Genomic DNA, 17,210 nt, shown 5'->3' on the forward strand with positions numbered 1-17,210 from the left:
CGCCTGAATATAGCCGGGAGCTTGCGGCCTTTGAAGCATGGTGGACACGAATTGTCCAATATCGGAGCGAGCAAGGGCTCAGCTATACCAGCATGACGCCTGAATTCGGGCCTGCCCATTCCGGTTACATGCATACGCTGCCCTTCACAGGAGCTCCTGTTACGGATCTATGGGACGTAAACGAGTGGATGGCCAAACGAATTTCTGAACGGATGACACCATAACAAAAGAAACTAAAACAAGCCGGACCATGAAGGTTCCGGCTTGTTATTCGTTCGTTTGGAAAGTCAGCCTTGTCCAATCATTCACGCACGGCCGACAGCCATCCAAGCATGCCCCGGACCACGCACCGTGCGCACGGGGAGCAGGGTGCACGACGTACAAGAAGGAGGACCGTTTGGGTATGCTGTTGAGCCGTCTGTTCCCGCCCCCCCTATTACAAATTAGAATAAAACAATGCCGGCAGCGCCGGCCATGAGAAGAATCAACAACGGGTGAAGTTTGTACTTCAGCAAGAGAAATAAACAGGCTCCGCAAATCAGCAGCGTAGGAATGAGGCCCCCGATGAGCCCTTCGCCCTCGTCGGGATACCCAAAATGAATAGCTGCATATACAATGAGTCCTGTCGTTACGGGACGCAGGCCGTATAAAGAAGATTTTACCCATGGATTGCCCCGCATGCGATAGAAGAGGGCGGAGAGCAGCACGATGACAACCAGCGACGGCAGGATGATGCCCGCAGTGGAGACGGCGGCTCCGATATAGCCGGCCGACTGATAGCCAATCAGCGTAGCGGCATTGGTGGCGATCGAACCGGGCGCCATGCCGGCCAGCGCCACGGTCTGCTGGAATTCCGCCGTAGTCAGCAGCCCTTTTTCCGCTACCTCCTTCTGAATGACCGGGATTACCGCATAACCGCCGCCAAAGGACACGAGGCCTACACTTATGAACATCATGAACAAGTCCCAATACATGTTTCAATCGCCCCGATTCGTTTCGCTCAAATGTAATATTCCAGTTCCGGGCAGCTGTTGATCCTTGCCTTCTTCTCTGTATTCGCTTGAAGGCCCAGCCGTTTTTTGATCTGAATGACGGCCATTCCGCATAGTAAGCTTAGCGCAATAAGATAGAGGGGGTGCACGCCTGTAAACAGCATCACGGATACGGTGGCCAGGGTGGATATCATTGTCGTCACATCGAAGACGGCATATTTGGCCATCCGGTAAGCAGCGACGGTGATCAACGCAATAACGGCGCCATGCATCCCCTTTAAAGCAGCTTCAACCTTGGGTTGATCCCGAAAAAAAACGGCACCTACGCTGATCAGGATCACGATCAAAAACGTGGGGCATGTCACGCCAAGCACGGCCGAAACAGCCCCGGCAATACCGGCCTGCCGGTGGCCGATCATCGCGGCAGCATTTACACCGACTCCGCCAGGAGCGGAACCGGCAAGCGAGATCAGCTCACCGATTTCCTCCTCGTTTACCCACTTTTTCTTGCTCACCACTTCGCGCTCAATTATGGGCAGCATCGCATATCCGCCTCCGAAGGTGGAGGGGCCGATGCGAAAGAAGGTCCAAAATAGCCGGGCCAGCAGCGTTAACCGTTCTTTTAGACTGCTAAAGTACACGTTTATCCTTTCCATTAGGCGTGATGAATTCTCGGCATCGGCATCGGCTCCTTGCCAAGCTCGGCCCAGATATACTTAAGCAGAAGCTCTGCCTTCAGCTGCTCGTACCCCGGGTCGTCCCATAAATTGCGCAGTTCGCCGGGATCCGCTTCAAGGTCAAAGAGCTCGCCGTAGGTTTGGTTGTAATAAACGGTGATTTTATAGCGCTGCTCGATGTACGTTTTTTGATGAATCGTCGTAGGCTCATGACGGAATTCGCAGAGCGCGTGCTGCCGCGCGGCGTCCGCGTTACCGAGCCACACATCCTTTTGGTCGATGCCCGTCATCGCTGGCGGTATCGGTATATTGCAGAAGGATAGAAAGGTAGGGGCCAGATCGACCAGGGACTGCATCGCATTTGTCCTTTTTCCGGCAGGCATCCGTCCTGGATATCGTGCAATGAATGGAAGCTTGATTAAATCCTCGTAATGGAACCCGCCCTTGGCTTGAAGGCCGTGCTGGCCGAAGAAATGTCCGTGATCGGTGGTGAAAACAACGATCGTATCCTCGGATAGCCCCAGATCATCCAGTTTATCGAGAATGCTGCCGATATATTTATCCATCATGCTGATCATGCCGTAATACACGGCGACCAGCTTCTTCTTGTCATACTCCGTTAACCTGGATTTCGAGCCGTATTCGTAATAATGATGGGAACGGTAGCCGTGAATGCCGAACCCGGTTTCAACGAGATGCGAAAAATCCGGATTTTCATCCTGCGTTAAGCGGAAGTGCGGCGGATTGCGGTCATGCTCACCAGGCGTCAGGGATGGGATCGTGAGTTGTTCCGGATCATACATCGAATCCCATGGTTCCGGCACCAGGTATTCCGGGTGCGGGTCGAAGAAGCTCGCCCACATAAAGAAGGGGTCATCCGCCTTTTTATATTGCTCCAAAAGAGAGTTGGTTCGCTCGGCGATCCAGGTATTGTAGTGGTATTTTTCCGGGATGGGCCAGGTGTACGTTTGGGTAGGATCCATAGTTCCCGTAGGCGGCAGGAAGTATTCCCGCCAATGGGCACATCCTTGCTCCTCCAGCCATAGGGCATAATGTTGTCCGACATGGGCCTCATTCGTATGGTTGCGGGCCAGCTCGACGTGATCGAATCCGTAAAAAGGACCGTGAAAATTCCGCCAATACTCCAAATCCTGAAGAATCGGGTAGGCCTCCACGGATGGGTAATCTTCCGTAGATTTCAACGGCTGGAAATGCGCTTTTCCCACCAGTGCGGTTCGATAGCCCGCGTCTTGGAAGCTCTCTCCCACGGTATGGCGGTCTTCCAGCAGCTTTGTTCCCAAGGTCCAGGCTCCATGCTGACTCGGGTACTGCCCTGTAATGATGGAAGCCCGGCTCGGCGTGCAGGTCGGATTGGGGCAATATGCCCGATCGAACGTCGTTCCTTGACGTGCGAGGCGGTCCAGGTTCGGCGTAGAGATTTCAGGCTGAAATGCGCCGATTGTATTCCAATGCTGCTGATCGCTTGTGATTAGCAAAATGTTAGGTCTTCTCGACAAGTGTAATCCCCTCCTAGTATGATGATATTGGAAATAACGGGTTATAAAAATAGCGGGGTGTTATATTTTTATTGTCATTTTGTTATTCTTGATAGAAAAAATGAAGGAAGAGGAGGGGAGCCATGATGCAGGAATACGAATACGAATATGCGGAGTTCATCTATTACACGCCGGGATATTTGGATAAAGAGGAACAGATCTGGCCTGTCCGGGCCGGGCGAAGCATAGCCAAGCCCAATTACAGGGTCGGACCGAAACGAATCGAGTGTTACAGCCTGCATTTTGTACATGAAGGCAGGGTGCGGCTGGAGTTCGAAGACAAACGAGTGGATCTGCAGAAGAATGATCTGTTCTGCCTGTTTCCGGGTCGGACCTATTATTATCACCTGCTTCCCGCGGATACACCGCTTCAGATGAGCTGGTTGGCAGTGGACGGGAACAGGGTCAAGCCATTATTGGAGCTGGCGGGCTTATTCCCGGAAAGCCCGTTCGGCAAACAGATGATATCCTCTAAGGTCAAAGAATCCTCCGAACGCGTGATTGATGCCCTGGCCGCAGTCGAGCGCTGGAAACCGGCGGTATCGCTGGAGCTGCACGGCTTGATTTATGGGCTGCTCGCCGGGATGGTCCCGGATATGGCTTCCGCACAGCCGACGGAACTTGCGGGATGGATTCACGAGTGTTTGGATTATATGGAGCTGCATGCCACCGAGGGGATTTCCGTACAGCAGGTTGCCGAATTCGCGGGGGTGCATCGGTCGTACTTCTCCAATATGTTCACCCATCAGGTAGGAATGCCGCCATTAAAATACCTTCAGCGCATACGAATGGAAAAGGCGAAACGCTTGTTACAAGAAACCGACGCAACGATTACCGAGATTGCCTTGTCACTCGGCTATCCGAATTTGTATTCGTTCACCAGAGCTTTCAAGATCTATTATAAGGTGCCTCCCATAACCATGCGCGGAGCTCAATGCTGACCGTACGGACGGCAATACGTTTTTGTAAACGTTTACGATCTATTTCTTCTGACCTGGAAAAAGGAGACACGCGCCATGAAACTCTCTACGATTCAAAGGTGGATATCACCGAGACGAAGCATTCAAGGGAAAATCTTCATTGCGTTCAGTGCGGTTACGCTCGTATCCATTGTCTCTATTACGGTCATTGTGTATATGAGCATGCGTGAGACGATCATGCAAAATGCGATTACCTCGGTCTCGGACAGCATCAGGCAGGCGGATGAATCGCTGAATATGATGCTGGAAGAGATCGACCGGCTGAACACCGTCGTGGTGACCAACAAAAACACGGTGATTGACACCTTGCTGAGCCCTCATGAAGAAATTAGCTATGAATGGTTTCAAGAGCAGAAACGGATCGATGAGTTTCTATCCGTTCTGATCGATTACAAGCCGTATATTTCACGGATTGCCGTGGTCGGTTTGAACGGCAAGGTGTTTTTCTCGGGTGGCCCGTGGCTGGACAAGACGGTTTTGGGGACCGGAATGATGGATTACATGCTCCAGAATGGATCGCGTCATGCGTATTTCAAGCAGACCGGGGTGTCGGATGCCATCACGGTCGGGCGGGAGATCCGGTATAACCGTGAACCGATCGGGGTTGTCATGGTGGATTTGAATTATGATTTCATCCAAAAAACATACGGCGTAAAGCCGACCACCGATAGTATGGTCTATGTTCTGGACAAGCAGGGCGGGTTTGTCTATGAGGCCGAATCGGCGCCATCCTTTGCCCCTTCGTTCGAGAAGATCCTCAGCATCCATGGGGAGCTCGCAGGGAATGGGGATGCCATCAAGCAAACCATTGACGGCAGAGACTACATCGTCGTCAGCCGCCAATCCGGTTATACGGGATGGACCACCCTGGCTCTGATACCGATGGATTCGCTGCTTAGCGAATCGACAAGGCTCCGTAAATTGTTGGCGGAGGTATCGGTTATCGTCTTTATTGTTGTCCTGATCGGTTCGCTGCAGGTATCTTCCCGAATCACCCTCAACATCCGGAGGTTGAAATCCCTGATGATGTTCGTGAAGGAAGGGAATCTGACGTTCCCGAGAAAGGAAATCAAAGGCGAGGACGAGACAGGGGAGCTTTACAGCGTCTTTATCAGCATGGTGGAGGAATTGAAGCGGCTGCTGGAAGGGATACGGGTCAGCGAGAAGGAGAAGCGGGAGGCCGAGCTAACGGCGCTTCAGGCACAAATTCACCCCCATTTTTTATACAATTCGCTCAACACCATCAAGTATTTGGCCAAGATGAACGGCGTGCCGAATATCGAAGAGGTGTCGGGATCGCTGATTGAGCTCATGCGCGGCGTTCTGGGCAATTCGAGCGAATTTCTGACGGTGAGGGAGGAGCTGGATTATGTTGAGCGCTATATCTCGATCATGAAGTACAGGTATATGGAGCCGATCCGAATGGTTACCCAGATCGAGGACGACGTTTTGCTGGAATGCCGAGTGCTGAAGCTGATGCTGCAGCCCCTTGTGGAGAATGCCATCATTCATGGAATCGGATTAATGGAGCAGGAAGGGCTCGTGCTGATTCGCGTATGCGATGAGGGCAGCGACCTGAAGATTGAAGTGATTGACAATGGCAAGGGCATAACGGAAGGGCAAATGGCGCACCTGCCGGGCGAGACGGGCAAGAAGGGAGAAACCTCCCGTTTTAGCGGAATGGGCGTGCGCAGCGTGCATGAGCGGATCGTTCACATGTACGGCGATTCGTACGGCGTCAAGTTGTACAGTGAACCGGGTTTATATACGAAGGCGGAGATCCGGCTGCCGAAAAAAATGGAGAGTACGGACAAATCCCGAAAGAGGTGATATAAAGCCATGTTTCAAGTGCTGCTCGTTGATGATGAGCCGCTCGTGCGGCATGATCTGCGAACGTTATTGGACTGGAATGAGCATGGATTCGAATTATGCGGCCAAGCGCATAACGGATTAATGGCCTTAGCCATGATTGAGCAGTCTCCCCCACATATTGCGATTATTGACGTGAATATGCCCGAAATGAACGGCGTAGAGCTCAACCGGGCGATTAAAGAACGGTTTCCACTTATTCAGACGATTATGCTCAGCAGCTATGATGATTATGACTACGTGCGGGAGTGTCTGAAGAACGGCTCCATCGATTATCTGTTGAAGCATCGGCTGGACGGTGCAGCGCTGGTCACCCTGTTGAACAAAGCGGTACTGGAGTTGCGGCAGGAGGATCGGTTGCTGGATGAACGCATGGCTCACGAGGCCGTGGCCGAGAGGCTGAATCCCGTGCTGATTCGCGATTATATCGTGTATCTCGCTAGCGGGCGGAAGGATGCAACCATGGAGGTTGAGGCTTTTTCACAAAAAAATAGCCTGTACACCCACGCGTTAAGCTATGCGGCAGCGGCTGTGCAGATTGTTCCGTTCCTGCTGCTGACGGAGTCATACAGCGACGTGCAAACGAACCGACTGGTTCAGCAGGTAGTCGATATCATGCAGCAGAGTTTGGGCGATATTCAGGAGCGGACGGCGGCTTACGTGGAGGATGGAAGGTTTATTGTCGTGTTTGCGTTCGAGGAGCGGAGCGAACATGCCATAAAGAACGAGATAGCCGGACAGATGAGAAAGCTTCAGCATGCGATTGAGCTGTTCCTTAATTTAAAATGCGTGGTCTCCGTCGGACATGTCTGCACCAGCTTGTCTCAACTCGGCTCAAGTTATAGCTCCGCTGAGCGGGTGCTCGATGCTTCCACGGCGGAGTCGACCGGAAGCAGTGCCGCTCCAAGAATACCGGGCCGGGCCGGCGGACTTGCTGGCGGAAACCCTCAGCGCGTATCTTTGACGATCGAGGAACACAAACAGCTTCTGCTTTCGATTGAGAGGCTGGACGTCGAAGACGTGCACGGGTTAATCTCCTCCATCTTTGCTTCGATCCGCCATCTGCCGATCCATTCGCATACGGTCCAGATGATCGTCAGCGAGCTCATGTTAACCGGGGATAAGGCATGGAAGACATGGATGCCATCTGCGGAAAATGCGAAGGAGAAGCTTCCTTCAAGAAGCGAGCTCGGAAGAATCGGCAGTGTTGGGGAGTTAGTGTTATGGCTGCAATCCTACTATGCGGGCTTGCTTGGCCTGCTGAAGCAGCACCGTGCAGCGGGTCCGTATTCCCGGCATGTCACGCAGGCCGTTCATTTTATTCTGGAGAGGTATCCGGGTTATGTCACGCTGGAGCTTGCCGCCGGCGCAATCGGCCTGAACTCTTCGTATTTAAGCAGAATCTTCAAGGAGGAGACGCAGCGGACGTTCTCGGAGTATCTGAATCGGGTACGGATCGATGCAGGGCGGAAGCTGCTGGAGAGCGGCAAATACTCGATCAAGGAAATCAGCAATCAAGTGGGTTTTACGACCCATAACTATTTTTTCAAAGTATTCAAGGAAATAACGGGGGTAACCCCGCAGGAGTATTTGAACCGCTTGGGAAGAGGATAGGCTAAAAAACCCAGTATTCGGATCGGCAGGAGACCGTGCAGGGAACCCGCCTTTCAAGAACCGTAAAATATGTGGAGTAAATGGTCATATTTTTGTAATGGGCCGTCTTGAAGGGTGGATTATAATAATCACACACCAGGCGGTAAACGCTTACAAACGCGCTTGGTGAATGAAGAGATATGGGGGTCGCTTATTTATGCGTAAACGCTGGGGAAGAAACGCGGTCATCACGATGCTCGCTTCCAGCTTGATGCTGGCCGGATGCAGTTCCGATGGAGGTTCGAGGAAAGAAGCTGCGCCCGAAGGTACAGAGAATGTCGTTCATGCTACAGGGTTTCCGATTGTAGAGCAGCCCGTGGATCTCAAGATGTTCACCCGGATTGCACCCGTGAACGGTCCGTTCAAAGAGATGCCGGTGTTTCAGGATTACGAGAAATTAAGCAATGTGAAGGTCGAATTCATTGAAGCGCCCACGGACGGTTTCCAAGAGAAGAAAAATCTGTTGTTTGCCTCCAACGAGCTGCCGGATGCCTTGTTCCGTTCCGGCCTATCGCCGCTGGAAGCCGTTCGCTACGGATCGGCAGGCCAGTTGATTCCGCTGGAAGGCCTTATCGATGAATATGCGCCGAATTTAAAAAATTTGATGGAGCAATATCCCGAAATTCGCTCAGGCATCACGACGCCGGAGGGGCATATTTATGCGGTTCCGGGCATTGTAACGCTGGGCGCGGCGCGGACGGATAAGAAATGGATCAACCAGATGTGGCTGGAGAAGCTGAATCTGGAGGTGCCGGAGACGACGGACGAACTGTACGAGGTGCTGCTTGCCTTCCGCGACGGGGACCCGAACGGCAACGGGAAGCAGGATGAAATTCCGATGACGGCCCGAGTCGGATTGGCGGTCGTTGCCGCGATGAGCGGCTCATTCGGTCTGGATACGCAGCTCGGATATAACATCAATATCGAAAATGACAAAGTGAGCATCTGGATGGGGAGCGACAAGAATAAAGAGATGCTGATGTATTTGAACAAGCTTTACAAGGAAAAGCTTTTGGACCCTGAGATATTCTCGCACACCGAAGCGCAATATTTGGCCAAGCAGGGGTCGGGAAATGCAGGATTCTTCTTTGACCAGACCAACAATAACTTCTTGTCGATCCAGGACCAATATACCGGAATTGCGCCTCCGGCCGGCCCGAACGGAGATCGGATGCAGAGCCAGGCCTTGCCGATTGCGCGGGATTTTGGAGCCTTTGCCATCACGTCCATTAATAAATACCCGGAAGTCACGATGCGCTGGATCGACTATTTCTATAGCGACGAAGGATCGACACTTCTGAGGTTCGGCAGGGAAGGGGAACATTATGAACTCAAGGACGGGATTCCGTTCTATACAGAAGATTTCCTGAAGGATATCAGCAATCAGGCCAAAATCACGCCTTACGCCGGGGGAGGGGCACCTCATCTCATCAGTGAGCAGGTTGCTTCTTTCATCAATCCGCCGCAGGTACAGGAGGCGCAGCAGAAGCTGGATCCGTTCATGCCGAAGGTTCGTTATGCGGCTCCGATGTTTGACGAGCAAACCGCGCAGCAGGTCAACATTCTGCGCAACGACATCGACAAATATTATGAAGAGCAAAGCACGAAATTCATTGTTGGCGCGCTTAGCTTTGACAAGTGGGGAGAATTCGAATCCACGCTCAAGAAGATGAAAGTAGACGAGTTGGAGAAATTATATCAGGATGCCTATGACAAGATGCAGAAATAATGCTGCAACATCATGGATAAGGAGTGGATGCCCATGAAGCGTGTCAAAGCTGATACATCAATGGCTCTGCCTCGAAGCGATTCGAGGCGGGGTTCCCGCCTTTTAAGGCAAATGGCCAAGCGATATGACCTGTATCTCATGCTGCTTCTGCCAATCATCTGGTATCTGGTCTTTCATTATGGTCCGTTGTACGGGCTGCAAATCGCGTTTAAAAATTTTAATCCGGCAAAAGGTATCCTCGGCAGCAGCTGGGAGGGCTTCGGGCATTTCGAACGCTTCTTTGATTCGTATTATTTTTGGCGGCTGCTGTGGAATACGCTGTCCATCAATTTGTTTTCCTTGTTGATCGCCTTCCCGATTCCGATCTTGCTGGCGTTGATCATCAATGAAATACGCAACAAGACTTTCAGCAAATGGCTGCAGAACATTACGTACATTCCGCATTTTATTTCGGTGGTCGTGATCGTGGGCATTCTGAACGTGTTCCTCTCGCCCAATAGCGGTCCGATCAATCTGCTGATCGAGGCCGTCGGCGGTACGCCGATTCGTTTTCTTGAGGAAGCCGGCTGGTTCAAGACCATCTTTATCGGCTCTAACATATGGCAGAACATGGGGTGGCAGTCCATTATCTATATTGCGGCGCTCAGCGGGGTGAACCCGCAGCTCTACGAGGCGGCCAAGATGGACGGGGCGTCGAGGCTGCGGCGCATCTGGCATATCTCTTTGCCGGGAATCGCGCCTGTCGTTATCATTTTGCTTATTTTGGATATCGGCCATTTCATGAACATTGGCTTTGAGAAAATATTGTTGATGCAGAACAACTTGAATCTGGAATCGAGCGACGTCATTTCCACGTTTGTCTACACGACAGGCATTTTAAAGGGAGAATACAGCTACACGGCAGCAATCGGGCTGTTTAATTCGGTCATCAATCTGATCCTGCTGCTGTTCGTGAACCGGGTTGCGCGCAAGACGTCGGAGACAAGCTTATGGTAAAGGGGGGACGTGCCATGTCCAAGCCGTCGACAGTAAAAGAGGCCGCGAATGAACGGGTATTCGATGTCATCATATACGCGATCGCCGCGATCATTATCGTCATTGTGCTGTACCCGTTGATTTTTATTGTCAGCGCGTCGTTCAGTGATCCGGCAAGGGTATTGAACGGCGAGGTTTGGCTGCTGCCGAAAAGCGTAACGCTGGATGCTTACACGAATATTTTGCAGAACGAAAAGATTTGGACGGGATATCGCAACACGATTTTCTATACGATCGTTGGCACAGTGATGAATATTGTGATGACGATTTTGGCGGCCTACCCGCTATCGAGGCCTGACCTTCCGGGGCGTAATGCGATCATGGTGTTTATCACGCTGACGATGTTCTTCAGCGGGGGCTTGATTCCAACGTATCTGCTGGTCAAGGATTTGGGAATGGTCGATACGATGTGGGCGTTGATTGTCCCCGGCGCCATTGCGACTTACAATCTGATCGTGATGAGGACCTATTTCCAATCGAGTATTCCCTGGGAGCTGCAGGAGGCCGCCCATATCGACGGCTGCTCCAATTGGAGGCTGCTTTTCAGTATCATTCTGCCTCTATCCAAGCCGATCCTGGCCGTCATGGTGTTGTTCTATGCGGTCGGCCACTGGAATTCGTTCTTTAATGCACTCATATACATCCGAAACGAAGATCTGCACCCGCTTCAGTTGGTGCTGCGCGAAATTCTGCTGATCAGCCAATCCGATGCCGTGGACGGCAGCGTTGGACTGGAGGATAAAATTTTGCTTGCCGAAAGCATCAAATACGCGGTCATTATCGTCTCCAGTTTACCTGTACTGCTGATGTATCCGTTCGTGCAGCGGCATTTCGTTAAAGGCGTCATGATTGGCTCGATTAAAGGGTGATGCCGACATGATTGCACGGCTCAGCCTAAAATTCCATGGGAGGTTATATTCTTGAATACGAACGCAACGATCACCATTGATTGCAGCCGCAAGAGCGAGCATGAGATTAATCCGTATCTGTTCGGTCATTTTGTGGAGGATATCCGGGACCATATGGAGGCGATGCTCGCGTTTCCGCTGAAGGACATGGATTTTGAAAGCGATGCAGAAACGAAGACACCGGTATCGGGAAGCTGGCGCGCCTATACCAACGGGCGAAACACCGGGTACGCGATGGAAGCCCCGGCACCCCGACATTCGGGACGCGCCCAGCGCATCCGCATCCTGAGCGATGACGAAGCCTATGCCGGCATTGCGCAGAAAGCGGCATTAAAGGGTCCGATGAAGTATACGGTCCGGCTTGTTGCCCGCGCTTCCATTGAGCTTCAATACGTAACGGTCGATGCCGTGGACCGGCGCACGGAAGAAACGCTTGGACAGCTTCGCATAGAGCTGGGCAGCCACAACTGGCAGGAATACGAGGGAGAGCTCTCCATAACACGCGCTTGCAGCGATGCCGAGATCCGGGTGTATGTTCCGGCCGAGCATCCAAGGTGGATCGACCACGTATCCACCGGCATGCTCTGGATCGATCACGTGTCCCTGCTGCCGAACGATAGCATCGCCATGGTGAAGCGTGAAGTGATCGAGATGACAAGAGAGCTGAATGCGGGCATGATGAGGCTCGCAGGCAATTATATCAGCGCTTACCATTGGGAGCATGGCATCGGCCCGGTCCTGGAGAGACCGGTCATGTACAACGAGGCTTGGGGAGGATGGACCAGCAAATATTTCGGCACGGACGAATTCATCCGCTTTTGCCGCGAGCTGCAGGTGGAGCCCCTGATTTGCGTGAACGACGGATCGGGTACCCCTGAAGAAGCCGCACAGTGGATCGAATACTGCAACGGAAGCGCGGATACGCCGATGGGGGCTTTACGTGCCCAAAACGGCTTCCCTGAGCCGTATAACGTCAAGTATTGGGAAATCGGTAACGAAGTATGGGGCCAATGGCAGGTCGGCACTTGTACAGCAGAACGGTTTGGCGAGCGGACGATATCGTTTGCCAAGGCCATGAAGGAGGCGGACGCTTCCATCGTGCTGCTGGCCTGCGGTCATTACGACCAGGAATGGAACCGGACCGTGTTGGACCTGGCAGGCGAGTATATGGATTATTTGACACTGCATTTGTATCACGGCTACGGACCTTTCGGCATGAACCGCGAAACGCCGGCGGAGGAACGCTATAAGGCGATTGCCTCTTATCCCGAGTGGACCCGGCACCATATCCGGCAGACGACGGAGCTGATTGAGTCCAAGGCGAAGCACAACCACGTAAAGCTGGCGATCACCGAATATAACACGATGTACTATCCGAATACGGTGCGAAAAGGGCTGCCGAACGAGCACACGTTAGGAGCCGCGGTGGCTAATGCCGCCAACCTAAACGAAATGATTCGCTGCAGCGACATGGTGCATATCGGCAGCTTCTCCGATCTTGTTAATGGCTGGCTCGGAGGATGCATCCGGGTCGGGGACTACTATGCGGATCAGTATTGCGGCAAGGAGCCCGGATGGAGCGGGCTTCCGCTCACGATATACGGGACGCCGACCTATGAAGTGTTAAAGCTTTACGCGAATCGGGATGTTCGGCGTATTCTCCCCGTCCAAGCGGAATGCGAAACTTTCTCCGTGGCATCAAGCAAGAAGACGCCGATGGAGCTTGATGCGCTTCCGGACCTGGACGTTGCGGCCGGGACGAATGGCGACGGCGGCAAACTCACCGTATTTATCGTGAATCGAAGTCTGGAGGAGGTAAAGGCCGTACTGGATTTGCAGGCCTTCGAGGCTTCCGGGGAAACGATTCTTTATGAAATCACCGGCAATTCTTACGATGATATTAACTCCGTATTCCAGCCGGATCATATTGTGTGCAAAGAAAGCAGGGTGCCGGCAGAGGCATGGCGCCAAGGTTACAACTTGAGGCCTTCATCCGTTTACGCGCTTGAATTCAAAGCGAGTGTATAGTGGCGGAAGGTACAGAGGAATGATGTAAGCTCCATAACAAATCGTTGCACCAAAAAAGTCGGACTGCGCTGGTAGTTTCGGCTTTTTTGGCGCAGGCGATGGTTCAGGTTCTACATAAAGTCATGAGTGAATGAGCCTGCAAAGAAAAACGGAGTCTTACATGATTCATCGTTTAACTTATTTTGGGGAAGTGTAAATAGAGACTAAACACAAGGATGGGGTGATTGAGATGTCAAACGAAACCGTAGTGAACCAGGAAGCGGTCGAGACCGTGAAGGATATTATCAAGGATATCGAAACGGCGATGTTCTCCACGATATCGGAGGGCGGGATCAATTCCAGACCGATGCAAACGCAGGATATCGAATTCGACGGCGATTTGTGGTTCTTAACGAAGAGGGATACCAGCAAATATCAAGAAATTATGGCCAATCCCAACGTCAATGTCGCTTATGTCGGCAAATCCTATGTATCGATTCGGGGAACGGCCGAAGTCGTGGATGACCTTGAGCGGAAAAAGGCGCTTTGGAATGCGGCATATGAGAAGTTTCTGCAAACGTCCTACGACGATCCCAACATGATTCTGATCAAGGTGGATACAGATACTGCGGAGTATTGGGAAACCGGAAACAAAACGAAAACGGTCAAAGCCTTCTTCAAGAAAATGGTGGGCCAAGAGCCGAAGGGTGACTCGGATATAAACAAAACCGTAGATCTCCATGGATAACGAAATACGTAACAAGATGATGGAAAAACCGCAGGATCCAGTCACGATCCTGCGGTTTTTTCCTGTAAGTTGAACCAGCCTGCACGGATCCCACCAGGCGAATGCCATTATGGTTATGAATGGATGAACAATAGATGAAGCGTACATTTTAATACATAACAGGGCATATTTAGTACCACGTAGGAATATACCTCATCAAACAAGTGAGAATTATGTGAATTCGTGCTGGAATCCTCCCTCAAACCATAACGTGCAACTGGATGGTTTGAGTGCTGCCATGATATAATTTTTTCATAAATATGAAAAATAGATTCCAGGAGAGGAGGTAGTACATTGGGAAGGCGTTATTGCAAATGGATCAAATTGCGGAATTAGGCGGTAATATTTTCAGCGAACTACCTCTTTTTCATGGAAATATCGTATATAGACATGACCTGTTCAGATGCATAACCTATGGCCTTTAATTCAATCTGGAGGTGAATCCCTCTGAAGAGGGAAATCATTGGACATTATTACCATCACTAATTTAATCATACTTGCCATACTGATAGCGTTGACCGCTTTTTTCGTAGCGTCCGAGTTTGCTGTCGTTAAAATCCGCATGTCGCGGATCGATCAATTGATAACGGAAGGAAACAAAAAGGCGGTTGTTGCCAAAAAGGTAGCCGGGGATCTTGATTACTATCTCTCGGCCTGCCAGCTCGGCATTACAGTGACGGCGCTCGGGCTCGGGGCCATCGGCAAGCCGGCCGTTGAACGTTTCATGTACCCGGTATTCGATTGGTTTGACGTATCGGCTTCAACGGCCTCGATTGCCTCTTACGCCATTGCGTTCATTCTCGTGACCTTTTTGCATGTCGTGGTGGGGGAGATGGCGCCCAAGACCTTGGCTATTCAATTCTCGGAAAAGATGACGCTGCTCCTTGCAGCCCCGCTGTATTGGTTCGGAAAGCTGATGTATCCGTTCATTTGGGCGTTAAATGGAGCCTCGCGCGTGCTGCTTCGTTTGTTCGGCGTGAAACCTGCGCCGCATGAGCAGGCCTACTCGGAAGAGGAACTGCGCATTGTCATGGCACAGAGCTTTCAGGGCGGCGAGATCAATGAGACCAAGCTGGCTTACATGGAAAACGTATTTTCGTTTGATGAGCGTGTGGCCAAAGACATTATGGTACCGAGAACGGATCTGATCACCCTGGATAAAGGCATGAAACACCCGGACATCGTCCGTATCCTGGATGAGCACAACTATACGCGGTATCCTGTCATCGAGGATGGCAGCAAGGATCGGGTGGTTGGCGTCGTCAACGTGAAAAAGATGCTGCCCCACATCGTGGCCGGACGAGACCGCAAGCTGGAAGAATTCGTTCGGGATCTCCCGGTCGTCCTTGAAATTACGCCGATCCAGGATGCCATGCTGAAGATGCAGCAGGAGCAGATGCATATGGCTTTGGTGATTGATGAATACGGCGGTACGGCGGGGATTCTGACCCTGGAGGATATCTTGGAAGAGATCGTCGGGGAAATTCGTGACGAATTCGATGAAGATGAAGTAGCGGATATCCGCATGATCGGTGAACGCGAATACCTGATAAGCGGACGGGTTCTCTTGGAGGAGCTTGAGAAGCGCTTCGGCTTGGTATTCGAGGATAACGAGGAGATGGATACGATCGGCGGCTGGATACAGTATCAGAAAGGCACGACGGCTCAAGACGGCGATGAGATCCAGCATGGCGAGCATGTATGGGCTGTAGCCGAAACGGACAATTTCCAGATCAAACACGTCATTCTCAGACACGGGTGATCAAGGGCATAGCGTGACCCCGTGCACATTCAGACCATAACTTTTTTGGAGGTGAATCCCTCGCCAGAGGGAAATCATTGGACGGAATAATCGTGTTAAATTTATTTTTGGTAGCCGTGTTTATAGGACTGACTGCATTTTTCGTGGGCGCCGAATTCGCCATATTGAAGGTGCGGCTGTCCCAGATCGATCAATTGATCGCAGAGGGGAATAAACGGGCGGTCACGGCCAGGAAGGTAGCCCATGAGCTGGATTACTACTTGTCCGCTTGCCAGCTTGGAATCACTATTACGGCCCTCGTGCTCGGCGCGCTGGGCGAACCGACCGTCGAAAGAATGCTGCACCCGCTGTTTGAACGATTCGACGTGCCGGCGGCGGTGGCAACGGTACTCTCTTATGCCATTGCCCTTGGGATCATTACGTTCCTGCACGTTGTCATCGGGGAACTGGCACCTAAAACACTAGCGATCCAATTTGCCGAGAAAATGACGTTGCTGCTGGCACCTCCCTTGTATTGGTTTGGGAAGATCATGTATCCGTTTATCTATGCACTGAATGGAGCTTCGCGTCTGCTGCTTCGATTATTCGGCGTAAAGCCCGCAGGGCATGAAACGGTCCATTCCGAAGAGGAATTGAAGTGGATCGTGGATCAGAGTTACGAGAGCGGCGAAATTAACCAAACCGAGATGGGGTATTTGACCAATATATTTGCTTTTGAGGAGCGCACCTTGCGGGAAATCATGGTCCCGAGAGATCGCATCGTCACGGTAGAACGAGGGTGGCCCCTTGCCAATATCCTGGAAGTTCTCGGGGAGTACGACTATACCCGTTACCCGGTGACGGAAGCGGGACGCACGGAGGATTTCATCGGGTTTATCCATACCAAGGAGATGCTGACGGGCATAGCGGCCGGAAGAAACTGCAGCGTGAATGACTTTATTCATGACATGCCGCGTTTTCCGGAATCGTCTTCGATCAAGGACGTCCTGATCAAGATGCAGCAAATCCGCGTGCATATGGCCGTTGTCGCGAACGAATCCGGCGCGGCGATCGGGCTGGTGACGATGGAGGATATCCTGGAGGAGATCGTGGGCGACATTCGGGACGAATCGGATCGTCACGAGCTGCAGGGTGCACAGGCCTAAGCGATGGAGAACTAGCATCGAGCACGATCTAAGAATATGAAAATGCTCTTTAGCTACCCATCCGGTGGCGAGAGAGCATGATCTTGAATCATGGAAAGAGCAGCTTCTAA

14 protein-coding genes are annotated in these 17,210 nt (G+C 51.8%); 11 read left to right on the top strand and 3 right to left on the bottom strand.

All coding sequences use genetic code 11. The features are described from left to right. Positions 1–92: 92 nt before the first annotated feature. On the top strand, positions 93–224 hold the full coding sequence (locus tag ACETK5_RS23500) for a hypothetical protein (protein WP_279300477.1): 132 nt from the start codon (positions 93–95) through the stop codon (positions 222–224). 219 nt (positions 225–443) lie between these two features. On the opposite strand, the gene ACETK5_RS23505 is transcribed toward ACETK5_RS23500, so the two are convergent. From ACETK5_RS23505 to ACETK5_RS23515, 3 genes are read right to left on the bottom strand one after another with little or no spacing between them, the layout of a single operon-like run. Then, complete coding sequence (locus ACETK5_RS23505) at positions 444–974, bottom strand: chromate transporter (protein WP_100540101.1); 531 nt, start codon at positions 972–974, stop codon at positions 444–446. Positions 975–1,000: 26 nt separating this feature from the next. Beyond that, positions 1,001–1,648: a chromate transporter gene (locus ACETK5_RS23510; protein ID WP_100540102.1), complete on the bottom strand. Its 648-nt coding sequence runs from the start codon at positions 1,646–1,648 to the stop codon at positions 1,001–1,003. Next, positions 1,648–3,186, bottom strand: coding sequence for a sulfatase family protein (locus ACETK5_RS23515; protein ID WP_394058168.1), 1,539 nt, complete (start codon positions 3,184–3,186; stop codon positions 1,648–1,650). The genes ACETK5_RS23510 and ACETK5_RS23515 overlap by 1 nt, the downstream gene beginning before the upstream one ends. Before the next feature lie 125 nt (positions 3,187–3,311). Here ACETK5_RS23515 and ACETK5_RS23520 point away from each other — a divergent pair, with 125 nt between their 5' ends. The 10 genes from ACETK5_RS23520 (at position 3,312) to ACETK5_RS23565 (ending at position 17,100) form a co-directional block, all read left to right on the top strand. Continuing rightward, entirely contained in the window at positions 3,312–4,166 is an 855-nt protein-coding gene (locus ACETK5_RS23520; protein WP_100540255.1) for an AraC family transcriptional regulator, read from the top strand. A 75-nt stretch (positions 4,167–4,241) separates the two neighbouring features. After that, on the top strand, positions 4,242–6,035 hold the full coding sequence (locus ACETK5_RS23525) for a sensor histidine kinase (protein ID WP_394058170.1): 1,794 nt from the start codon (positions 4,242–4,244) through the stop codon (positions 6,033–6,035). A 9-nt stretch (positions 6,036–6,044) separates the two neighbouring features. Next, positions 6,045–7,688, top strand: coding sequence for a response regulator (locus ACETK5_RS23530; protein WP_394058172.1), 1,644 nt, complete (start codon positions 6,045–6,047; stop codon positions 7,686–7,688). A gap of 196 nt (positions 7,689–7,884) precedes the next feature. Then, entirely contained in the window at positions 7,885–9,456 is a 1,572-nt protein-coding gene (locus ACETK5_RS23535) for an extracellular solute-binding protein (RefSeq protein ID WP_394058174.1), read from the top strand. Between the two features lie 33 nt (positions 9,457–9,489). Beyond that, positions 9,490–10,452, top strand: a complete 963-nt coding sequence (locus ACETK5_RS23540; protein WP_394058176.1) for an ABC transporter permease — start codon at positions 9,490–9,492, stop codon at positions 10,450–10,452. Between the two features lie 14 nt (positions 10,453–10,466). After that, positions 10,467–11,360 (top strand): carbohydrate ABC transporter permease, encoded by an 894-nt coding sequence (locus tag ACETK5_RS23545; protein ID WP_394058178.1) that lies wholly within the window; start codon positions 10,467–10,469, stop codon positions 11,358–11,360. A 51-nt stretch (positions 11,361–11,411) separates the two neighbouring features. After that, positions 11,412–13,427: an alpha-L-arabinofuranosidase C-terminal domain-containing protein gene (locus tag ACETK5_RS23550; protein ID WP_394058180.1), complete on the top strand. Its 2,016-nt coding sequence runs from the start codon at positions 11,412–11,414 to the stop codon at positions 13,425–13,427. Between the two features lie 229 nt (positions 13,428–13,656). Then, positions 13,657–14,154, top strand: a complete 498-nt coding sequence (locus tag ACETK5_RS23555; RefSeq protein ID WP_326112045.1) for a pyridoxamine 5'-phosphate oxidase family protein — start codon at positions 13,657–13,659, stop codon at positions 14,152–14,154. 502 nt (positions 14,155–14,656) lie between these two features. Then, entirely contained in the window at positions 14,657–15,955 is a 1,299-nt protein-coding gene (locus tag ACETK5_RS23560) for a hemolysin family protein (RefSeq protein WP_394058182.1), read from the top strand. Between the two features lie 77 nt (positions 15,956–16,032). Further along, on the top strand, positions 16,033–17,100 hold the full coding sequence (locus ACETK5_RS23565; protein WP_100540111.1) for a hemolysin family protein: 1,068 nt from the start codon (positions 16,033–16,035) through the stop codon (positions 17,098–17,100). The last annotated feature ends 110 nt before the right edge of the window (positions 17,101–17,210 follow it).

This window comes from Paenibacillus ilasis, assembly GCF_043195395.1.
Lineage (GTDB): Bacteria > Bacillota > Bacilli > Paenibacillales > Paenibacillaceae > Paenibacillus_AQ > Paenibacillus_AQ lautus.